The sequence below is a fragment of the Rhizobium sp. CBN3 genome, assembly GCF_030518245.1.
Classification (GTDB): domain Bacteria; phylum Pseudomonadota; class Alphaproteobacteria; order Rhizobiales; family Rhizobiaceae; genus Rhizobium; species Rhizobium aethiopicum_A.
The window spans coordinates 223486-245642 of sequence record NZ_JAULSE010000005.1 but is presented as its reverse complement, the minus strand read 5'-3'; the positions used below and the strand labels follow the sequence as shown (position 1 = coordinate 245642).

17 protein-coding genes are annotated in these 22157 nt (G+C 62.3%); 7 read left to right on the top strand and 10 right to left on the bottom strand.

The features are described 5' to 3' along the window. The first annotated feature begins 7 nt into the window (after nt 1-7). Nucleotides 8-1402 (top strand): NAD(P)(+) transhydrogenase (Re/Si-specific) subunit beta, encoded by a 1395-nt coding sequence (locus QWJ46_RS10650; protein WP_302751108.1) that lies wholly within the window; start codon nt 8-10, stop codon nt 1400-1402. 31 nt (nt 1403-1433) lie between these two features. Here QWJ46_RS10650 and QWJ46_RS10645 read toward each other — a convergent pair whose 3' ends face one another. The 5 genes from QWJ46_RS10645 to QWJ46_RS10625 all read right to left on the bottom strand — a co-directional run bounded on the left by QWJ46_RS10645 (nt 1434) and on the right by QWJ46_RS10625 (nt 6968). Then, nucleotides 1434-1916, bottom strand: coding sequence for a DUF992 domain-containing protein (locus QWJ46_RS10645; RefSeq protein ID WP_302751107.1), 483 nt, complete (start codon nt 1914-1916; stop codon nt 1434-1436). Nucleotides 1917-1975: 59 nt separating this feature from the next. Then, a complete protein-coding gene (locus QWJ46_RS10640) occupies nt 1976-3628 on the bottom strand; it encodes a sensor histidine kinase (protein ID WP_302751106.1) in 1653 nt (550 codons plus the stop codon). A 418-nt stretch (nt 3629-4046) separates the two neighbouring features. After that, a complete protein-coding gene (locus QWJ46_RS10635) occupies nt 4047-4913 on the bottom strand; it encodes a tetratricopeptide repeat protein (protein ID WP_064804978.1) in 867 nt (288 codons plus the stop codon). Nucleotides 4914-5048: 135 nt separating this feature from the next. Beyond that, on the bottom strand, nt 5049-5261 hold the full coding sequence (gene rpsU, locus QWJ46_RS10630; RefSeq protein WP_003585885.1) for a 30S ribosomal protein S21: 213 nt from the start codon (nt 5259-5261) through the stop codon (nt 5049-5051). Between the two features lie 156 nt (nt 5262-5417). Then, complete coding sequence (locus QWJ46_RS10625) at nt 5418-6968, bottom strand: adenylate/guanylate cyclase domain-containing protein (RefSeq protein ID WP_302751177.1); 1551 nt, start codon at nt 6966-6968, stop codon at nt 5418-5420. 331 nt (nt 6969-7299) lie between these two features. On the opposite strand from QWJ46_RS10625, the gene QWJ46_RS10620 reads away from it, so the two are divergent. Continuing rightward, a complete protein-coding gene (locus QWJ46_RS10620) occupies nt 7300-9471 on the top strand; it encodes a CHASE2 domain-containing protein (protein ID WP_302751176.1) in 2172 nt (723 codons plus the stop codon). 6 nt (nt 9472-9477) lie between these two features. Here QWJ46_RS10620 and QWJ46_RS10615 read toward each other — a convergent pair whose 3' ends face one another. Then, nucleotides 9478-10494: a FecR domain-containing protein gene (locus QWJ46_RS10615; protein WP_302751105.1), complete on the bottom strand. Its 1017-nt coding sequence runs from the start codon at nt 10492-10494 to the stop codon at nt 9478-9480. 315 nt (nt 10495-10809) lie between these two features. Here QWJ46_RS10615 and QWJ46_RS10610 point away from each other — a divergent pair, with 315 nt between their 5' ends. The 5 genes from QWJ46_RS10610 (at nt 10810) to QWJ46_RS10590 (ending at nt 16492) form a co-directional block, all read left to right on the top strand. Further along, nucleotides 10810-12063 carry a sarcosine oxidase subunit beta family protein gene (locus QWJ46_RS10610; protein WP_011426818.1) on the top strand — a complete coding sequence of 418 codons (1254 nt, stop codon included), beginning with the start codon at nt 10810-10812 and terminating at the stop codon, nt 12061-12063. A gap of 109 nt (nt 12064-12172) precedes the next feature. Further along, nucleotides 12173-12514 carry a sarcosine oxidase subunit delta gene (locus tag QWJ46_RS10605; RefSeq protein ID WP_064804970.1) on the top strand — a complete coding sequence of 114 codons (342 nt, stop codon included), beginning with the start codon at nt 12173-12175 and terminating at the stop codon, nt 12512-12514. Then, complete coding sequence (locus QWJ46_RS10600; RefSeq protein WP_184454961.1) at nt 12511-15504, top strand: sarcosine oxidase subunit alpha; 2994 nt, start codon at nt 12511-12513, stop codon at nt 15502-15504. Before QWJ46_RS10605 ends, QWJ46_RS10600 begins: the two co-directional genes overlap by 4 nt. Next, nucleotides 15497-16045, top strand: coding sequence for a sarcosine oxidase subunit gamma (locus QWJ46_RS10595; RefSeq protein ID WP_302751104.1), 549 nt, complete (start codon nt 15497-15499; stop codon nt 16043-16045). The genes QWJ46_RS10600 and QWJ46_RS10595 overlap by 8 nt, the downstream gene beginning before the upstream one ends. Nucleotides 16046-16093: 48 nt before the next feature. Continuing rightward, the gene (locus QWJ46_RS10590; RefSeq protein WP_184454963.1) at nt 16094-16492 is read left to right on the top strand and encodes a VOC family protein; all 399 of its coding nucleotides are present in this window, start codon (nt 16094-16096) and stop codon (nt 16490-16492) included. A 16-nt stretch (nt 16493-16508) separates the two neighbouring features. Here QWJ46_RS10590 and QWJ46_RS10585 read toward each other — a convergent pair whose 3' ends face one another. The 4 genes from QWJ46_RS10585 to glgA all read right to left on the bottom strand — a co-directional run bounded on the left by QWJ46_RS10585 (nt 16509) and on the right by glgA (nt 22157). Next, the gene (locus QWJ46_RS10585) at nt 16509-16997 is read right to left on the bottom strand and encodes a MaoC family dehydratase (protein WP_184454964.1); all 489 of its coding nucleotides are present in this window, start codon (nt 16995-16997) and stop codon (nt 16509-16511) included. 89 nt (nt 16998-17086) lie between these two features. Next, a complete protein-coding gene (gene glgX / locus QWJ46_RS10580) occupies nt 17087-19063 on the bottom strand; it encodes a glycogen debranching protein GlgX (protein ID WP_302751103.1) in 1977 nt (658 codons plus the stop codon). Between the two features lie 13 nt (nt 19064-19076). Next, nucleotides 19077-20708 carry an alpha-D-glucose phosphate-specific phosphoglucomutase gene (locus QWJ46_RS10575; protein ID WP_302751102.1) on the bottom strand — a complete coding sequence of 544 codons (1632 nt, stop codon included), beginning with the start codon at nt 20706-20708 and terminating at the stop codon, nt 19077-19079. A gap of 6 nt (nt 20709-20714) precedes the next feature. After that, a complete protein-coding gene (gene glgA / locus QWJ46_RS10570; protein WP_302751101.1) occupies nt 20715-22157 on the bottom strand; it encodes a glycogen synthase GlgA in 1443 nt (480 codons plus the stop codon).

Sequence of the window (22157 nt, the reverse complement as noted above, 5' to 3'; positions counted from 1 at the left end):
GGGATCGATGACCAATATCGCAGCTTTCCTCTACCTCGTTTCCGGCGTGCTCTTCATCCTGGCGCTGCGCGGCCTGTCGCATCCGGCCACCAGCCGCAAGGGCAATCTCTACGGCATGATCGGCATGGGGATCGCCATCCTGACGACGCTGGTGCTGGCAACCCCGAACTTCGGCGGCTTCGTGCTGATCATCCTCGGCCTTGCCATCGGCGGCAGCGTCGGCGCCTATGTCGCTCGCACCATCGCCATGACCTCGATGCCGCAGCTGGTCGCCGGCTTCCACTCGCTGGTCGGCCTTGCCGCCGTGCTGGTGGCCGCCTCCGCGCTCTATACGCCCGCCTCCTTCGGCATCGGCGAGATCGGCCAGATCCACACCGAGGCGCGCATCGAAATGGCGCTGGGCGTCGCGATAGGGGCGCTCACCTTCACCGGCTCGATCATCGCCTTCCTGAAGCTCGACGGGCGCATGTCCGGCAAGCCGATCCTGCTGCCCTACCGGCATTTGATCAATGCAACCCTGCTGGCGCTGATCGCGCTCTTCATCGTCGGCCTTGCCGCTACCGAAAGCCATTTCGACTTCTGGGCCGTCGTGGCGCTGTCGCTGGCGCTCGGTGTCCTGCTGATCGTGCCGATCGGCGGCGCCGACATGCCCGTCGTTGTCTCCATGCTGAACTCCTATTCCGGCTGGGCTGCGGCCGGCATCGGCTTCACCCTCGGCAATCTGGCGCTGATCATCACCGGCGCGCTCGTCGGTTCGTCAGGCGCCATCCTCTCCTACATCATGTGCAAGGGCATGAACCGCTCCTTCGTCTCGGTCATTCTCGGCGGTTTCGGCGGCGAGACGGCATCCGGCGGGCCGGACACATCAGACAAGACGGTCAAGCTCGGCTCCGCCGAGGATGCAGCCTATCTGATGGCCAATGCCTCGAAGGTCATCATCGTGCCGGGTTATGGCATGGCGGTCGCCCAGGCCCAGCATGCGCTGCGCGAACTCGCCGACAATCTGAAGAAGAACGGCGTCGAGGTGAAATATGCGATCCACCCGGTCGCAGGCCGCATGCCCGGCCATATGAACGTGCTGCTGGCCGAGGCCAATGTTCCCTATGACGAGGTCTTCGAGCTCGAGGACATCAATTCGGAATTTGCCCAGGCCGACGTCGCCTATGTCATCGGCGCCAATGACGTCACCAATCCGGCAGCGCGCGACGACAAGACCTCGCCGATCTACGGCATGCCGATCCTCGACGTCGATCGGGCGAAGACCTGCCTGTTCGTCAAGCGCTCGCTTGGTTCGGGTTATGCCGGCATCGACAATACGCTGTTCTACAAGGACGGCACGATGATGCTGCTCGGCGACGCCAAGAAAATGACCGAGGATATCAACAAGGCGATCGCGCATTGAGCCGATGAGCCGCCCTTTGGGGCGGCTTTTCTCATATCTCGCCCGGCGCCAGCGTCATCTTCTCGACACCGATCGCCAGGTTCAGCCCTTCCTGGGCCTGGACATTCAGCGGCTGCAGCATGAAAGCCTTGTTGGTGCCGCCGGCAATCACTTTGGCGCCGGCGCCCGCACCGATGCTCGCATCAGCGCCGACACCGTAATATTCGCCGGCAAGGGCGAATTGCGGCATATCGGTGCCGGTCTTTGCCAGGACCTGCCAGATCATCACGCTCTTGCCCGTCTGGCCGATGTCGAGGCCGAACTTCTCGATTTTGCCGGCGTAGACGGCTTTGGCGCCGCCGGATGCCGGCGTATAGGTGCAGATGAGGTTCTTCTGCGAGGTGACGATCAGGCCCTGACCGCCATCCGATCCGCAGACCAGACGGCCAAGCGTCACATAATTTTCCGCACTCGCCGGGCTTGCCAAGGCAGCGGCCGTCAGTGCCGCGGCGGCGATCATCGTTTGCTTGAACATGGTCCTTCTCCTTGGGAATGACCTGTTCGAAACGGGTTGAGGTGGCGATAGTTCCTAGGTTATTCCCGCTCCAGCGTGGCGCGCTGGGCTGTCAGTACCCATAACAGGCCTTCGGGCCGGAAATCGACCTGCACCGTGCCTCGGAAGGCGGAAGCGGCATGCGCCTTGATGACGGTCGTGCCGAAACCCGAGCGCGAGGGCTCTGTGACCGGCGGGCCGCCGCGCTCTTCCCAGGTGAAGCGGAGCAGGGCATCCGGCTTGTCCTCGTCTCCGACATCGTGCCAGTCGAAGCGGACGCGGCCCTGCGGGACGGAGAGCGCACCATATTTCACAGAATTGGTGGCGAGCTCATGCAGGGCAAGGCCGAGATTCTGCACTGCATCCGGCTTCAGGACGAAATCATCGCCGGTGATTTCGATCTGTTCGCGCGATTGCGGGAAGGCCTGCAGATGGATGTCAACGACCCGCCGGAGCGACACGCCTCCCCATTGCTCGCTGGTCAGAAGCTCGATCGAACGCACCAGGCCCTCAAGGCGGTCGGCGACGGCGGCTTGAAAGGTTTCGACGCTGTCGGCCTGTTTGGCAAGCTGGCGCATCATGGCCTGAGCAAGCGTGAGAAGGTTCTTGGTGCGGTGGACGAGTTCATGCATGACGAAGCGCAGCCGGTCTTCGGTCTGACTGCGATCGAATGAGGCATTCGAAAGAGCGATCGCCACCTGGTTCGCCTCGATCACGCTCGTTTCAACGGGTGAGACGATGTGGCCCTGGCCCATGCGGTTCGCCATGTCGGCGATCTCGCGGATGGTGGTGCGGACCTGTCTCGCGACGGCATAGGCGGCCAGCACTGCGACGAGCACGAGCGCAACGCCGCCGATGATGAGGAAACGCCAGGTGCTGAGAATCGAAGCCTGCGCCACCGGCCCCCAGACCACCGTCTTCCAAGACCAGCCGGGAATCTGTGCATAACCGAGAAGCATGTGCGGCAGGATCGACTTATCTTCGAAGACCCCTCGGGAAAAACCAAGCGCCGGCAGGATGCGCGGATCGAAGGGGGTGCCGGGCTTGAGGGCGGCGGGACCGGCGGCAACCACCACGTGGCCGCTTTGGTCGAGAACGGCGGCCGACCAGCCGGGGGCAAGACCCTGGGTCGTCACCAGCCGGCCGAGATCCCTGGCGTCCTGGGTGATGATGAGGGCGGCGACAGGATCGCCCTCTCTTGGTAAAGTGACGTTGTAGACCCACTCGCCGCTGGTTCTGCCGCGAAAAACATCGGACGCCTCGATCCGGCCGGATTTCATCGCGGCATCGAGCGCGGCGATGTTTGCCGTCTTTTCGAGCGGAGTGCCGAAAGGCCGGCGTGTGTTCAGCAGTTGCTGACCGGTGCGGTCGACGGCGAGGACATAGAGCGCATTGTTCCGCAGAGCCGCTTCCGTACGTTCGTGGAAGGAGGCGAGGTCGCCGTTTTCGAGCTCCGGGGAGCTCGACAGCAGCCGCAACGTCGTCGCCATGTCCTGAAGCTGGCGATCGATGATGCGCGAAAGGGCAAGCGCGTCCTGCGCCGTCTCGCGCTTCAGCGTCGAGCGCTGGTTATCCTCCAGCTGCAGCAGAAGCAGCGCCACGAAGGCGAAGATCGGCAGCGCGATCGCCACCGCCATCGCCACCAGATAGGTGCCGATCGAAGCTTTGGGAAAAAACAATGCGACGATCTTCATTTATTGCGCGCCGCCGCCACAGTCCCGGTATTGCCGCGTCCTTTGTGCGTCCTGAAAGACGCGCGGCGCCGCTGTGCGCGCTGTCCGCAACAGTTTTCGTCTGCGGTCAGGAAAGCAAAGATCCGCATCTCTCGCAAACCGCCCTCAAACGTGTTTTCGCACACCCCGATAGCGGGCTATCGAAGCAGCCGCATGTTACGGGGAGCAAAAGCAGGTTGCAATATCGTATGACATGCCATGAAGACGGCGGCGGTTTTCCACCCCTCTTTTCAAAGCGATGCGGCGCCTTCATGACACCTTACTCCGGCCACCCTTTGCTGCACGCGCACCGGGCCGGTCATCGATAAAGCGGTTCTGCCGGAGACTTTCCTGCAACGCCAAGGTTCTGGGGCATCCGATGTTCCGGGCGCCCCTATCCTTAGCCGGCTGGAGCGCCGACTCGGGCCAGACCATCGCGGGCCGGCTGGTATTTGGGGTCAAGCCCGACCGCATGGCGATAGGAGCGGGCAGCCTTGGCCTTGTCGCCGCGGCGTTCGTAGACAAGAGCCTGGTTGGCCCAGGATTCGGCGATGTTGCCGTTGAGATCGATCGCGTGATTGAAATCGGCAAACGCGTTGTCATCGTCATTCAGCGCGATGTAGGAAATGCCGCGGCCATTATAGGGCTCGGGCGAATTCGGCGCGAGCGAGATGGCCTTCGAGAAATCGTCGATGGCCTTGTCCTGCTGATTGCGCTTTTGGTAGATCAGGCCACGATTGTGATAGGCGCGGCCATCGGTCGTGCCGAGCTGGATCGCCTTGCTGAAATCGTTGAAAGCTGCATCGTCCTGGCCGGCCATGCGATAGACATTGCCGCGGCCGATATAGGCGACGTCGTAGCTCGGATTGATCTGCAGGGCGGCATTGTAGTCGGCAATCGCCTGCTGCTGCTGGCCCATGTTGCGATAGACCAGCGCGCGGTTGGCATAGGCCTGGAAGAAGCGCGGATTAATCTGCAGTGCCGTGTTGAAATCGTTCAGCGCCTGGCGGAACTGGCCGCCGCGGCCATAGGCGGAACCGCGGACATTATACCCTTCGGGATCCCTCGGATTGGCGTTGATAACAGCCGTCAGCGACGCGATGTTCTCTTCCGAGCCCTGCGCCTTGTCGATGCGGATTACGGCATCCGTGGTGTTGGTCGTCTCGCAGCCGGCAAGGCCGACCATGGCCGCCAGCGTCAAGGCTGGCAGGAATGCGGTTTTCTGAAAGCGCCAGGCGCGGGACGGATTGAAGGTGGTATCAGCCATTCGGGCTCGCTTTCCCCATGCGGCATATCCAACACTGGGATATGCTGATCTTCAGCGGCAAACTAAAAAGGCGGCGGCGAACCCATCGCCCCCGCCACAATGCATCTGAAAACGTCGAAAAAACGACGGCAACGCTTAGCGTGCGACCAGGCCTTCGCGCTGGGCGCGCTTGCGGGCCAGCTTGCGAACGCGGCGAACAGCCTCGGCCTTTTCGCGAGCACGCTTCTGCGACGGCTTCTCGTAGTAGTCGCGCATCTTCATTTCGCGGAAAATGCCTTCGCGCTGCATCTTCTTCTTGAGAGCGCGGAGAGCCTGATCGACATTGTTATCGCGGACAAGTACCTGCACGAGAATCACGTTCCTTTGGTTTGGTTGATGCCTGAGGCAGCGCAGCGCCAGGGGCAAAAATATAACGTTCGCGCGGCCGCGGCCTTGCGATTGGTGATGCGGGATAGCAGATCGAGTAGGGGAAGTCCAGATGGATATCGGCGGCAGCTGGAAAAATCACATCTGTCCGGCATCCTGTCTCAAGCGAGCCGCTTCCGGCAGGGCATCGTCCAGGGCGGCAATTGCCTCCTTGAGCGCCGTCCTGACCCGGAGTCGATCGGCAGGCTCCAGCCGGCTCATATCCAGATGCAGGTCGAGACCCGAGAGATGTTCACTGAGAACGCGGCTCTTGTGGTCGGCGCCGAGCGTCAGTCCATCGACGGCATAGGGCACGACCTCGCGTTGGATGCCCTTCATGGTGATCGGCGGCAAAGGGTGAGCGTCGACGATCTCGTTCACCAGCGCATAGGTTTCGTAGCTGATGACGATTTCTCCGCCCTGGGCGATCGACTGCAGCCTGGCCGCGAGATTCGCCTCCGCGCCGATGATCGTATAGTCCATGCGATCGCTGCTGCCGAAATTGCCGACGTTGCAATAACCGCTGTTAATTCCCATGCGCACGACGAAAGGCTCCTCGGTGCCGTTTCTGCGCCATCTGTCCTTGAGCTCCCCGAGGCGGCGCTGCATGTCGACGGCCATGCGCAGGCAGGCTTTCGCATCTTCTTCCGGACCCTTCGTTTCCGGGTCGCCGAAGAAGACCAGCATGGCATCGCCGATGAACTTGTCCACCGTGCCGCCATGGGCGAGGGCAATGTTCGACATTTCGGTCAGATATTCGTTGAGCATTTCCGTCAGCGCTTCCGGCTGCAGCCGCTCGGTGGTCGCGGTGAAATCCTTGATGTCGGAGAAGAAAATCGTCAGGCGCTTGCGCTCGGTATGGACGACGACGTCTTTCTGTCCGCTGAAGATGCTCTTGTAGATCTGCGGCGAGAGATAGCGCGAAATCTTCAGGGAAACGCTGGCCAGGAATTCGTTCGCCGCTTCGAGATCCCGATTGGCGCCATGGATCGCGCGAGCCTGCTGGCGCTGCAGCAGAATGAAGCTGAGGCCGATGACGGCGACAAAAAGAAAATAGCAGAGCAGATATTTGAAGGCGAAGACGTTGCTTGCATAGGGTTGCTTGATGACCACTTCCTGAATGCCGCGCACATCGCCGACCTTCCAATCGGTCTTCGGGCTTTCCGGGTGGCTGTTGTGACAGGCAACGCAGGCCTGGCCCATGACGACGGGCGTGACGAACCGCAGGGTATCGGTCAAACCGACCCGGGTGAGGTCGCTCAACGTCTGCTGCGGATTGGCGCGCAACGCGGCGAGCGATCGTTTCTCGAAATCGTCGAGCTCGTGGGAAGCGCGGCTCTTGAACGGCAGATCGGAGACGAAGCGGTATGTGATGTTGGCCTGCTGCTCCTTGATGACGTCGCCGAGTTCCAGCGAAAGCGTTGCCGGCAGCGGGATGGCGCCTGGGATATTGGCGTAGTTGTGGGAGACGACCGTGCCTGCGGTCGCGCCGCTGGCGTGCGCGGCCAGAACGCGTCCGACGACATTGGCGGAATAATAGGAGCGGATGCTCGATATCAGCGAGCTCATATCGCGCGCCTGGCGTCTGAGGGTATTTCCGGAGAGATCGCTGATGTCGAGCCAGACGGCAAGCGGCAGTCCTGCAAGCATCGCCAGCACGACGACGATCAGCCAATAGCCGCTGCGACGCACGGCGGTTTCGGAAATCACGGGAGCCCCTCACTCTTCCATCTGAAAGCATTCGCGCTTCGCGCCGTTACAAGAACATTTCACGGCGCGCCCGGCAAGATCGAAGCCGTGTCGTCCAAGCAAAAGCCTGGCCGAACTGACGGCGCCGCCAAATTTGAAGACGCCGTTGCGCCGACCGGCGGGAAGCGGGAGGCTGGAAAGCGAAAAGAAGCGCCGCAAGCGCATGGGCGAATGGCGTTCGGACGGAAAGCGGCGTAGCCTGTCGGTTGGCAGGGGGACACCGGTTGAGATGATGACGCGCGTGCAGCAAATCGGTGTCGTTATCGGCCTGGTGATCGTGGCTGCGCTGACGATGTTGCGCGCAGGCGATCCCGGGATCTTCAAGCTGATCCGTGGCGTGACTTTCGACGAGTATCAGCGCCTGCTTCCGAGAAAATTCGAGCCCATGCCGGTTCGTGTGATCGATATCGACGAGGCGTCGTTGCGTGAATTCGGTCAATGGCCGTGGCCACGGGACCGGTTGGCTCTGCTGGTGGACCGGCTTTCTCAAATGGGCGCGGCGGCCATTGCCTTCGACGTGCTCTTTTCAGAGCCGGATCGGCTGTCGCCGCGCAACGTGGTGCGCGAGGTCGCGGGGGTTGATCCGTCCCTGGCCGAGAAGCTTCCCGACAATGACGAGATCTTTGCCCGCTCGATCTCCGGCAAACCCGTCGTGCTCGGCTTCGGGCTTTCCAACGAAGGCAGTTACCGGCCGCCTGTCAAGGCGGGCTTTGCTTTCACCGGGGAAAGCCCCGTCTCGGCTCCGCCCTATCTTGCCGCTTCGACACCACTCAGACCGCAATTGGAAGCCAATGCGGCAGGGCTCGGCCATATCAGCCTCAATCCCGGCAATCCTTCGCCGGTGGTTCGGGCGGTGCCGCTGTTCCTGACTGATGGCGTGCAACTCTATCCCAATCTCGCGGTCGAGGCTTTGCGTGTCGCGCAGGGTGTATCGACTTACGTAGTGGCCGGCGCGCCCGATCGGGCCGGGGCGATGACATCGGCAAAGATCGGCGATTTCGTCGTGCCGCTGACGGCGGCGGGCGAATTCTGGCTCTATGTCAGCCCCGACCGGGCGGAGCGCTATATTTCCGCCCGCCAGGTGCTCGCCGCCGGGGGCGCCTCTCCCGAGGTCTCTGCCGCCATTGACGGCAGCATCGTCTTCGTCGGCACCTCGGCGGCAGGCCTGCAGGACATCCGCGTCACGGCGCTCGGCGAGAATGTTCCCGGCGTTTCGATGCATGCGCAGGCCGTCGAACAGATTCTCTCCGGCCGTTTCCTGTCGCGGCCCGATTGGGCGGACGGGCTGGAAATCCTCACGATCGCGGTGCTCGGATGCCTGCTCGTCGTGGTGACGACCTTCGTCAGTCCCGCCGTCGCACTGGTCTGCGGCCTGCTCATTACCGCAATGGCGCTCGTGGCCTCCTGGCTCTCCTTCTTTTATGCGGGGCTTCTTCTCGATCCGTTGGCTCCGATCATCAGCGGATCGATCACCCATTTTGCGGCAACCTCGTTCCGCATTCTGGTGATCGACCGGGAAAGGCGCGAGGTGCGGCGCGCCTTCGGACATTATCTTTCTCCGTCACTGCTCCATCGCATCGAGCATAACCGCGATGCCTTGCGGCTCGGTGGAGATGACCGGGAGCTGACGGTAATGTTCGTCGATGTCAGGAACTTCACCGAGATCAGCGAACGGCTGGCGCCGGCTGATGTCGTCAGGTTCCTGAACACGCTGCTCGATGCGCTGAGCCGCCATGTCGTTGCCAATGAAGGCACGCTCGACAAATTCATCGGTGATTCGATCATGGCGTTCTGGAATGCGCCAGTCGATGTAGCCGATCATGCAACAAAGGCGGTTCGTGCTGCACTTGCGATGCGCGAAACGCTGGCCGAACTGAACATGGCCGACGCGTTCGGCTTCGGGCCTGGACAAGAGGTCGGCATCGGCATCGGCATCCACACCGGTCTTGCCTGTGTCGGCAATATGGGCGCCAAGACCCGCTTCAACTATTCGGCAGTCGGAGATGCGGTCAACGTCGCCGCCCGCATCGAGTCGTCCTGCAAGGAGATAGGCTTCGATATCCTCATCTCCGACAGCACGGCACGCTCAGTGCAGGGAATGGCGGTGATCGAGGCCGGCGCCCTCTCGCTCAAGGGAAAGAGCAGCCGGACGCAGATCCTTGCGGTCATCGGCGATGAACGCGTCGCAGAATCCCAGGAATTCGCCGCACTCGAGATCGTTCATAAGCAACTGATACAGGCCCTGCAATCGCATTCGCGGAACAGCCGGAAACTTATCGGCGCGGCAAAGCACTGCGCTGCGCAGGTGCTCGGCGGTCTGGCGGAATTCTACCAACGTATATCCGGCAGAACCGAACATTTCCGGGAATTGCCTGCCGGGATCGAAAAGAGTGCGGCAGATTGACTGGCCTCAGCGATCGCGATTGAAATCGCGGCCCCTGTGGTGGTTCCGATCGTTGTCATGATCATCATCACGATCTCCATCTCCATCATGGTGGTGGTCGTGCTCCCGATGATCCAGGCCGTGATTTCCCGGCTTGCCGTCGTCGTCGTGCCGGCCATGGCCTTCATGCTTATCGGGCCTATCCGGCTTATCATGATGGGGCTTGTCGTGGTGCGGCTTGTCATGGTGCGGCATGTCGGGCCTGTGCGGTCGCTCCTTTTGCGGTTCGGCCTGTCTCTGTGGCGGATCCTGCCTTTGCGGAGCGGGTGCAACTGCCGGCGGCGGCCGGTTTCGATCGCTCCTTTCCGGCAACAGCGAAGCCATGTTGCATCCGCCGAGCATGCCGAGGCCACCCGAAAGCCGCTGGTTGCCGGAGAGGAAGGGCAGGGCGCGCTGGTTTCCAAGGCTCTGGAGGACGTCACGATCCACCCGGCGGGCTGATGTCATATCGCCATTCGGCTTGGCCACGACGCAGTCGCAGCGTTGCTGTAGCTGCCGGCAGCCGCCGGGGCCGCAGAAGCGGGCCGCGCCGTTCAAGAGGACGACGGCGGTGGTGCCGTCGGGGCCGACATAAAAATCGAAAGCGGTGCCGCGCACGCCGATCGTGCCTGCCGGCGTCAGGATTTGATAGGCCGAGGATTTGGAATTGCCGCTGACCCAGCGGAAGGTCCCCTTGGCGGCCTTGATGGTGAGTTGCCTGACCGATTGCGAATCGTCGAAAACATATCTGTCGATGACGACGGAGGACCCCCAGCCGACCGCAAGCTTGGTGCCGTCCCTAAATACAAACTGGCCGAGCCCCGACTGCGATGTCTTGATGCGTTCGTCGCGATGAACGCTTGTGTTGACTTCGATCGGGCCGGCTTGTCCCGTTACCTCGGTCTTGATGACGACAGCCTGGCCGACGGGCTCGGCGGCAGCCGCCAGCCCGACGCCGCAAAGCGCAAAAATTAGCGCCTGGAATAATAAACGCTGCCCCCGCATGCACATGATACACCAAGCCCGGCAAGGGGGAAAAATTAACATCTCGGCAACTTCTTGTCTGTTCGCCCTCTTGGGTTAGGGGCAGCCCTGCCGCCAGCTGGAAGCGCGGGCCTTCGCAAGATCCTGCAGGATGATGTTCGTTTGGGTTTGGGAAGCGGCGCTTGACACCATCGGAAATTGCGCAGTTTTCGACACGATGTCGTTCAGTGTCAAAAGCGAAGCTCTCGCGCGTCGCAAAAGAGCCGTTGTGCCGCATTTGGATTTGCGATTTGTATGGGCGCGAGAACAGCCCTTGCCCGAAGGAGAAGAAGGCGGATGCGGAAATATTCGGTTTTTGCCGTGGCGCGGGAGGCCCTTCGCGGCCACAGAGGTTGGGAGAAGCAGTGGACTTCGCCGGAACCGCGCGCCGAGTACGATGTCGTTATCATCGGCGCTGGCGGACATGGCTTGGGAGCCGCCTATTATCTTGCCAAGGAGCACGGCATCACCAATGTGGCGGTGATCGAGAAGGGCTGGCTCGGCGGCGGCAATACCGGGCGCAATACCACCATCATCCGTTCGAATTATCTCTATGAAGAGAGCATGCACATTTACGAGCATTCGATGAAGCTCTGGGAAGGCCTTTCACAGGAGCTCAACTACAATGTGATGTATTCGCCGCGCGGCGTGATGATGCTCTCGCACAATATTCACGACCAGCAGTCGTTCAAGCGACACATCCACGCCAACCGGCTCTACGGCATCGACAATGAATGGCTGACGCCCGAGCAGGCGAAGGCCTATTGTCCGCCGCTCGACATCTCCGCCAGCGCGCGTTATCCGATCAACGGTGCGGCGCTGCAGCGGCGCGGCGGCACGGCGCGGCACGATGCGGTGGCCTGGGGATATGCGCGCGCAGCCTCCGATCGAGGCGTGCACATCATCCAGAACTGCGAAGTGACCGGCATCCGCCGCGGTCCGGACGGACGGGTGACCGGGGTCGAGACCTCGCGCGGCTTCATCGGCGCCAGAAAGGTCGGCGTATCGGCCGCGGGCCACACCTCGACAATCATGAAGATGGCGGATGTGCGCGTGCCGCTGCAGTCGAGCCCGCTGCAGGCGCTGGTCTCCGAACCGCTGAAGCCGATTTTCCCCTGCGTCGTCATGTCGAACACGGTGCATGCCTACATCTCGCAGTCCGACAAGGGCGAGCTCGTCATCGGCGCCGGCACCGACCAGTATAATTCCTACTCCCAGACCGGCGGGCTGCAGATCATTACGCATACGCTCGACGCCATCTGCGAACTCTTCCCGATGTTCCGGCGCGTCAAGATGATGCGGCAATGGGGCGGCATCGTCGACAATACGCCGGACCGTTCGGCGATCCAGTCGAAGACGCCGGTTCCCGGGCTTTACGTCAATTGCGGCTGGGGCACCGGCGGCTTCAAGGCGACGCCGGGCTCGGCCAATCTCTTTGCGCATCTGATCGCCCGCGATGAAGCGCACAAGTTCAATGCCGGCCTGACGCTGGAACGCTTCCGCAGCGGCCGGCTGATCGATGAAGCGGCGGCTGCGGCGGTGGCGCACTGATGATGAACGTGTTCGCTCAGATGCCCGCTTCTTTCGTTATTTACGCCCTCATCCGCCTTGAAAGCACCTTCTCCCTGCTGGGGAGAAGGGGAGGAGAAGGAAATCTCACATGCTGCTGATCCATTGCCCTTATTGTCAGGAAGAGCGTTCCGAGCTCGAATTCCGCGGCGCGGGTGACGCGCATATCGTGCGGCCGGCCGACATCGCCTCGATTTCGGACGAGGAATTCGAAGAGTATTTCTTTCTGCGCGACAACCCGAAGGGGCTGATCTTCGAGCGCTGGCGGCATATTCACGGCTGCGGCCGCTTCTTCAACGCGGCGCGCGATACGGTGAGCGACAAGTTCATCATGACCTATAAGGCAGGCGAGCCGAAGCCGCGGATCGGTGCCGAGGCCGAACAGCACGGGCCAGTCGAGACCTATGAAGCCGTGGAAGGAGAGGCGCAATGAGCGGCGCAAATCGTATCGTCGGCAAGGGGCGTCTGACGCCTGCAAAGACCGCGCGCTTCAGCTTCGACGGCCAGAGCTATACGGCGCTCGAAGGCGATACCGTCGCCTCGGCGCTGATCGCCAACGGCATTCATCTCGTCGGCCGTTCGTTCAAATATCACCGGGCGCGCGGCATCCTCTCGGCAGGGGCCGAAGAGCCGAACGCGCTGATCGACGTCGCCCGCGACAAGGCGCGTAAGCAGCCGAACGTGCGCGCCACGGTGCAGGAAATCTTCGACGGCATGATCGTCCAGTCGCAGAACCGCTGGCCCTCGCTGGCCTACGATGTCGGTGCGGTCAACAACCTGATGTCGCCGTTCTTCGCCGCCGGCTTCTATTACAAGACCTTCATGTGGCCGCGCTCCGCCTGGAAACACGTCTACGAGCCGTTCATCCGCCGCGCTGCCGGCCTCGGCGTCGCACCGACGGAAGAGGATCCGGACCATTATGCCAGCCGCTACGCCCATTGCGATGTGCTGGTGGTCGGCGCCGGTGTTGCCGGGCTTTCGGCGGCGCTGGCCGCGGCCGAGACCGGCGCGAAGGTGATCCTCTGCGACGAGCAGGCGGAAGCCGGCGGGGCGCTGCGCTACGATGCCGGCGTCAGGATCGACGGACAGGATGGTTACGCCTGGGCGCAGAAAACCGTGGCGCGGCTGAAGGCGATGGACAATGTCCAAGTCCTCATCCGCACGACCGCCTTCGGTTACTACAACCACAATTTCGTCGGCCTTGCCGAACGCGTCACCGATCATATCGCCAAACCATCGAGCGATCTGCCGCGCGAGCGGCTGTGGCAGGTCCGCGCCAAGCGGGTGATCCTCGCCAACGGCGCGATCGAACGGCACATGGTATTTCCGAACAACGACCGGCCCGGCATCATGCTGGCTTCGGCGGGGCGGATGTATCTCAATCACTACGGTGTCGCCGTCGGAAGCAATGTCGGCATCTATACGGCGCATGACTCGGCCTATGAGGCAGCTTTCGATCTCAAGCGAGCTGGTGTTACGGTGGCCGCCATTGTCGATTGCAGACAGGCGCCGGGAGCGGCGGTGCTGGCAGAGGCGCGTTCGCTCGGCATCGATGTTCTCACCGGCCAGTCGGTCATCAATACAGCGGGACGGCTGCGCATCTCGTCGATGACAGTGACGCGCAACGGCGGCGGTTCGCCGCGGAAGATCGCGGTCGATGCGCTTCTGGTTTCGGCCGGCTGGACGCCATCCGTGCATCTGTTCTCGCAGTCGCGCGGCAAGGTGGCCTTCGAAGCGGAAAGTCAGCGCTTCCTGCCCGGTACCTATGCGCAGGATTGCCTGTCGGTCGGCGCCTGCAACGGCACAGACGACCTGCAGCGGACGGTCGAGGAATCGCTTGCCGCCGGCGAGCTGATGGCGCAGGCCGCCGGCAAGAGCGGCGGCGGGAAAATCACGATCTCGGCCGAGCAGCCCTATGACTGGACCGGCGGGATGATCGGCGCTGCCGAAGGCGCCGGGCCGAAGACAAACGCCAAGGCCTTCATCGATTTCCAGCACGATGTCTGCGCCAAGGATATCCGCCTTGCCGTGCGCGAAGGCATGCACTCGATCGAGCATATCAAGCGGTTCACGACCAATGGCATGGCCTCGGACCAGGGCAAGCTTTCCAACATGCATGGCCTGGCGATTGCCGCGGAAATGCTTGGCAAGGAAATCCCGCGTGTCGGTCTCACCACCTTCCGCGCGCCCTATACGCCGGTGACGTATGGTACGCTGATCGGCCATTCGCGCGGAAAGCTGTTCGATCCGACGCGCAAGACGCCGCTGCACGGCTGGGAAGAAGCCCATGGCGCTGTTTTCGAGGATGTCGGCAATTGGAAACGCGCCTGGTTCTATCCGCGCTCGGGTGAGAACATGCATCAGGCGGTTGCGCGCGAGTGCCGGACGGCCCGCGAGTCGGCAGGTATCTTCGATGCCTCGACCCTCGGCAAGATCGAGGTTGTTGGCCCGGATGCGGCGAAATTCCTCAATCTCATCTACACCAATGCCTGGGACACGCTGAAGCCCGGCAAGGCGCGCTACGGCATCATGACGCGTGAGGACGGCTTCGTTTATGACGATGGCGTCGTCGGTCGCCTGGCGGAGGATCGTTTCCATGTGACGACGACAACCGGCGGAGCGCCGCGTGTTCTCCATCACATGGAAGATTACCTGCAGACGGAATTCCCGGATCTGAAGGTGTGGCTGACCTCGGTGACCGAACAATGGGCTGTCATCGCCGTACAAGGGCCGAAGGCGCGCGAGATCGTCGAGCCTCTCGTCGAAGGGGTCGATCTTTCCAACGAGGCCTTCCCGCATATGAGCGTTGCCGAGTGCACGGTCTGCGGCGTACCGGCGCGGCTCTTCCGCGTGTCCTTCACCGGTGAAATCGGTTTCGAAATCAACGTGCCGGCCGATTACGGCCAGTCGGTGCTCGAAGCGGTCTGGGCCAATGCCGAACCGCTCGGCGCCTGCGTCTACGGTACGGAGACGATGCACGTTCTTCGCGCCGAGAAGGGCTATATCATCGTCGGCCAGGATACTGACGGGACCGTGACCCCTGACGACGCGGGCGTCGCCTGGGCCGTTTCGAAGAAGAAGAAGGACTTCGTCGGCATTCGCGGGCTGCAGCGGCCGGACCTCGTCAAGGAGGGGCGCAAGCAGCTCGTCGGACTCGTTACCAAGGATCCGAAGCTGGTGCTCGAAGAAGGCGCGCAGGTGGTCGCGAGCCCGAACGAGCCGAAGCCGATGACGATGCTCGGCCATGTCACATCGGCCTATTGGTCGGAAAGTTGCGGCAGATCGATCGCCTTCGCGCTGGTCGCCGGCGGCCGGGCGCGAATGGGCGAGACGCTTTATGTGCCGATGCCGGACCGGACGATCGCCGTCGAAGTGACGGATCTGGTGTTCTTTGACAAGGAAGGAGGCCGCATCCATGGCTGATGTCGCAATTCGCAAGCCGGCGCTGGCCGGCCGTCTCGGCGGCTCCGCCACGGTGCGCCTGACCGTCGCACCGCCCGCAAGCCGCGTGGCGCTGCGCGCGCCAGCGGGGTCGCTCAAAGCACTTTCTTTGGCTCTCGGCCTCTCTGTACCGACCACTCCGAAAACGTCCGGCCGCGCCGCTGCGCGCTCGGCGCTCTGGCTCGGGCCGGACGAGTGGCTGTTGATCGATGAGGCGGGCGGCGATCTGATGGTGGCATGTTCCAGCGCCGGCGCGCTGCATTCCGCGACCGACGTTTCCCACCGCAACGTGGCGGTCATCGTCTCCGGGCCGGGTGCGGAGGCGACGCTTGCGGCCGGCTGCCCGCAGGATCTGTCGCTTTCGTCCTTTCCAGTCGGCGCCGCCTCGCGCACGGTTTTCGGCAAGGCGGAGATCGTACTTTTCCGCACGGAAGAAGACACGTTCCGGGTGGAGTGCTGGCGATCGTTTTCCGATTACGTCTTCGGGCTCTTGGCCGAGGCGGCGGAAGATGCCGGGCATTGAGACCGGGCTGATCGCGACTGCATAAACGCTTGTTCAGGGGATAGGCGAATGCTGCATCATGCCTCCCTCGGTGTTTCCGATATCGAACGGTCGGCGGCATTTTACGATGCCGCCCTTGCCGCGCTCGGTTATGTCAGGGTCTGGGACGATATCAGGCCGGGAGAAACAGACCAGGCAATCGGCTACGGCCTTCCGGGCGGCGGGGACAAGCTGGCGATCAAGCACCGTCCTGATGGCCAGCGTCCGCCGGGTTCGGGTTTTCATCTGGCCTTTGCCGCACCAAGTCGCCAAGCGGTTGACGGGTTTCATGCGGCGGCAATCGCGCATGGCGGCCGTGACAACGGCGCTCCAGGTCTGAGGCCCCACTATGGCGAGCATTATTATGCTGCCTTCGTAATCGATCCGGACGGACATGCTCTCGAAGCGGTGATCAATTCACCGGAATAACAAGAGCCTCGATTGCCTACGCGTCTTCCGGGCGGTCCTTCGGATCGAACTGGATGATGGTGATCCATCTTGCCGTCAGCGCCGGCTTCTTCTCGTTTTCGATTTCGATCGTCACGTCATAGGTAGTCATCAGCATGCCGCCGCCGCGGAAGCGGGCGTCGGAGAGCAGAAAGCGGCCGCGCACGCGGGCGCCGCTCTTGACAGGCGTCATGAAGCGGACGCGGTCGAAGCCGTAGTTGATGCCCATGGTCTGCTCGCGCACTTTCGGCAGGCAATTGTAGTTCATCGCCGACAGCAGGGACAGCGTCAGGAAACCATGGGCGATGGTGCCGCCGAAGGGGCTTTCGGCTGCCGCGCGCTCGGGATCGACATGAATGAACTGATGGTCGTCGGTCGCCCCCGCAAAGGCATCGATCATTGTCTGGTCGACGGTGATCCAATCCGAAAGACCCGTTTCCATGCCGATCAATCCCCGCACGTCGGAGAGTGAAATTTCCGTGACCATGAATTCCTCGTGAGAACAGCCGCCGGGCAAAGCCTTATCGTGCATTTATGACGATTGCGACAAGGATTTGCGTGCGTGGGGGGAGGCGGTCATTTTTCTACGAAAAAGGCGACGGAGCGTGGCTCGACGGTCACGCGGGCGTCGGCCTTCTTCGCTCCCTCCGGCGTCAGCTGGCGCCAGCCCGGCTCGTTTTCCGACGGGAGCGTAAAGAGCTGGCGGCTCTCCGAGCGATTGAAAAGCACGGCAAGCCGGGTGTTCTTGCCGCGCGAGGAGCGGTCGCCGGTGGCGAGCAGCATGCCGAGCGTCGAGAGCGACGGCGTCTCCCATTCGGCAACGGTCATCGGTTCGCCGGAGAGTGAGATCCATTCGACATCGCCATTGCCGGAGAGGAAGCCGGTTTCGGAAAAAACAGTGAAGCGGCGCCGCAGCCCTGCGACGAAAGCGGTATGGGCGATGAGATCCTCGTTCAACGCCTTCCAGTCCAGCCAGGTGATCTCGTTGTCCTGGCAATAGGCATTGTTATTGCCGCGCTGGCTGCGGCCGCCCTCGTCACCCGCCGTCAGCATGACGCTGCCACGGGTGGCAAAGAGCGTTGATATCAACGCCATCACGTCATTGATCCGGCGCTTGCGGATTGTGGGATAGGGGGTCTCGCCTTCGACGCCATTGTTCCAGGAATGGTTCTCGTTGTGGCCGTCCCGATTGTGCTCGCCGTTGGCGTCATTGTGCTTGCCGGCATAGGAGACGAGGTCGATCAGCGTGAAGCCGTCATGGGCGGCGAGGAAATTGACGCTGCGCGTCCCTTTGCCGTCGTTGCGGGAGAAGATGTCGGAGGAACCGGCAAGCGCCGTTGCGAGCGAGCCGGTCTTCCATTGGTCGCCACGCCAGTAACAGCGCAGATCGTCGCGAACCCTGTCATTCCATTCGAGGAAGGACGGCGGGAAGTTGCCGAGCTGGTAACCGCCCGGACCGATATCCCAGGGTTCTGCGATCATGATGCGGTCGGCAAGCAGATCATCGGCAAGGATCGCAGCGAGCGTTCCGCCGTCGCGCTCGAAGCCGCTCGCGGTGCGGCCCAGCACCGGGGCGAGATCGAAACGGAAACCATCGACGCCGGCGTTGATCACGAAATGCCGCAGGCTGTCGATGACGAGGCGCCTGACCTCGGGATGGTCGCAGGCGATCGTGTTGCCGGTACCGGTGTCGTTGATGAGTTCGCCGGGGCTGTTTCGGACGTGGCGGTAATAATGCAGGTTGTCGAGGCCGCGCAGCGACAGCGTCGTGCCATAGCGGTCGCTCTCGCCGGTATGGTTGAAGACGAGATCGAGGATGACGGCGATGCCTTCGGCATGGAGAGCGGCGACCGTCCTGCGCAGTTCCGCAATGCCGCGGGGGACAATCCGCGGATCGAGCGCCATCAGGCCGACGGGGTTATAGCCCCAGCCGTTGGTGAGACCGAGCGGCGGCAGATGGCGCTCATCGATCCAGGCGGTAATCGGCATCAGTTCGACGGCATCGACCCCGATCCGCTTCAGATGCGCGATCACTGACGGATGGGCAAGGGCTGCGACGGTACCGCGCTCGGCCTCCGGCACATCGGGGTGAAGAATGGTGAAGGGCCGCACCGCCACTTCATAGATAAAACCGCCCGGTTTGAAGAGCGGCTTAGCGATTGCGGCCGGGGTATCGGTGGTGACGATCGCCTTCGGCATCAGATCCTGGCTGTCCTCGCCATAGATACCGAGGCGGTGATCATAGCGGAACGGCCGGTCGATCTCCTTGGCGTAAGGGTCGATCAGCAGTTTGGACGGATCGAACCAGAGGCCCTTGTCGGGCGCATAGATGCCGTCGGCGCGATAGCCGTAGCGGGCGCCTTGCCCGAGGCCGTCGACGAAGAGGCGATGGGTATGATTGCCATCGCGGGCCATCGGCAGGCGCGCGAATTCCCTGTTGCCGTCATCTTCGAAGAGGCAGAGTTCGATCTGCGCGGCATGATGCGACCACACGGCAAATTCGACGCCGGTCTCGAAGACGAGCGCGCCCCGCGCCGAATTGCTGTCCCGCACGTCCCGCCCCGGATCAGGTGATCACGGTTGGCTCATCGCGTCCCGTGCGCTCACGAATGCTGGCAATGCTTTCGGCGGCCGCAATCAGATCCGCGAGCGCTTCCTGCGTTTCGATGTTGTGACGAGTCGAATCCGGCTCGTAGCGCTCAATATAGACGCGCAAGGTTGCGCCGGACGTGCCGGTGCCGGAGAGACGGTAGACGACGCGGGAGCCGCCCTCGAAGAGCACGCGGATGCCCTGATGCTCGCTGACCGATTTGTCGATCGGATCATGATAGGCGAAGTCGTCGGCTTTCTCGACCTTCAGGCTGCCGATGTTCTTGCCGGCCAAGGTGGAAAGCTGGCTGCGGAGATTGTCCATCAAGCCATTCGCTGCGTCGGTGTCAAGGCCTTCATAATCGTGGCGCGAGTAATAGTTGCGGCCGTAGGTCTGCCAGTGCTGGGTGACGACGTCGGCGACGCTCTCGCCGCGCACGGCAAGGATGTTCAGCCACAGCAGCACGGCCCAGAGGCCATCCTTCTCACGGACATGATTGGAGCCCGTGCCGGAGCTTTCCTCACCGCAGATCGTCGCCATGCCGGCGTCGAGCAGGTTGCCGAAGAACTTCCAGCCGGTCGGCGTCTCATACATGCCGATGCCGCGTTTTTCAGCGACGCGGTCGGCCGCGCCCGATGTCGGCATCGACCGGGCGATGCCGGCTAGGCCGCCGGAGTAGCCGGGAGCGAGATTGGCGTTGGCGGCAAGGATCGCCAGACTGTCCGAGGGGGTGACGAAGATACCGCGGCCGATAATGAGGTTGCGGTCGCCGTCGCCGTCGGACGCGGCACCGAAATCGGGCGCGTCCTCTCCCATCATCTCATCGAAGAGTTCCTTGCAGTGAACCGGGTTCGGATCGGGGTGATGACCGCCGAAATCCGGCAGCGGCATGAAGTTGCGCACCGAACCCAAGGGAGCGCCGAGGCGATTTTCGAAGATTTCCTTGGCGTAGGGACCGGTGACGGCGCTCATGCCGTCGAAAGCGATGCGGAAACCGAGGCTGATCAGATTGCGGATGGCGCCGAAATCGAACAGTTCTTCCATCAGCGCGGCATAGTCCTCGACCGGGTCGATGACCGAGAGGATCATGCCGCCGGGAAGCTCGTCCTTGCCGATGCGGTCGAGATTGACGTCCGCGAAATCGGCGATCTTGTAGCTGTCGATCGTCTTGGAGCGCGCATAGATCGCGTCGGTGATCTTCTCCGGCGCCGGGCCGCCATTGTTGATGTTGTACTTGATGCCGAAGTCTTCGGTCGGGCCACCGGGATTGTGGCTGGCCGACAGAATGATGCCGCCGAAGGCCTTGTACTTGCGGATGATGTGGGACGCGGCCGGCGTTGACAGAATGCCGCCCTTGCCGACCATGACCTTGCCGAAGCCGTTGGCGGCGGCCATCTTGATCGCCTTCTGGATGACTTCGCGATTGTAGTAACGTCCGTCGCCGCCGATGACGAGGCACTTGCCCTGATAGCCTTCCAGCGAATCGAAGATCGACTGGATGAAATTCTCCGCATAGTTCGACTGCTGGAAGACCGGAACCTTCTTACGCAGACCCGACGTGCCGGGTTTCTGGTCCAGATAGGGCGTGGTGGGTACGGACTTGATCATTTTAGGTCACATGCCTTTCGAGACGAGGCTTGAATAGAGGGCAGCGTAGCGTTCGGCGCTCTTCTCCCAGGAGACATCCGATTTCATGCCTTGCTTTTGCAATTGGGTCCAGAGTTTTCGGTCCGCGTAAAAATGCATCGCACGGCGGATTGCCTGTAGCATGCCCGTTTCGGTCACGGGTGAGAATTGTATGCCGGTTGCCACTTTCGCCGCAAGTGCGGCGTGATTGGCGTCGATCACGGTGTCGTTCAATCCGCCGGTGCGGGCGACGATCGGCACGCAGCCGTAACGCAGGCCGTATAGCTGGGTGAGGCCGCAGGGCTCAAAGCGCGACGGGATGATGATCGCGTCGCAGCCGGCCTGCATCAGATGCGACATCGGCTCGTTATAACCGATCGAGACGCCGATGCGGCCGGGATGGCGGCTGGCGGAGGCAAGCAGCGCGCCTTCGAGCGCTGCTTCGCCGGAGCCGAGCACGACGAGTTTGCCGCCCATGGCGACGATCTGGTCGGCGACGTTGGCGACGATATCCATGCCCTTCTGCCAAGTGAGGCGGCTGATGACGCAGAAGATCGGCGCATCGTCATTGTCGAGGTGGAAGAACTCGGCGATCGAGCGGCGGTTTTCCTCGCGGTTCTTCAGCGTCGTCGGGCCATAATGGGTGTGGACGACGGGATCGGTCGCCGGGTCCCAGACATCGGTGTCGATGCCGTTGACGATTCCATGCAATTCATCGATGCGGGTGGCGATGACGCCTTCGAGCCCCATGCCGAATTGCGGCGTCAGGATCTCGTCGGCATAGGTCGGGCTGACGGTCGTGACCGCATGAGAGGTCTGCAGACCGCCCTTGAGGAAGCCGACCGTGCCGTAATATTCGATGCCGTCGACTGCAAAGGCATGGTCGGGCAGGCGCAGACCGGGAAAGATTTCGGAGCCGAACTGGCCCTGGAAGGCGATGTTGTGGATGGTCAGCACGCTCGGCAGTTCCGGCGTCGGATAATAGCGCATGTAGACCGAGGTCAGCGCCGCCTGCCAGTCATGGGTGTGGACGAGATCCGGTCGCCAGCCGGGCAGCAGTCCGGCGGCGATCTCGGAAGCGGCGAGCGACAGAGCGGCGAAACGGCGCCAATTGTCGGGATAATCCTTGCCGAGCGGATCAAGATAGGGACCGCCCGGCCGGTCGTAATAAGCGGGTGCGTCGAGGACGAGCAGATCGAGGCCCTCGTGTTCAACCTCGAGCACGGTCGCCCGCTCACCGAGCAGGTCCGGGAATTCGAGTCTTACGACAGGGTCGCGAATGACCTTCATGACGGCGGGGTAGCCGGGCAGGAGGGTCTTGGTCTCGACCCCGAAGGCTTTCAGAGCAATGGGCAGGGCGCCGGACACATCGGCCAGGCCCCCTGTCTTGATCAAGGGGAAGACTTCGGACGAAACCGAAAGAACTTTCAT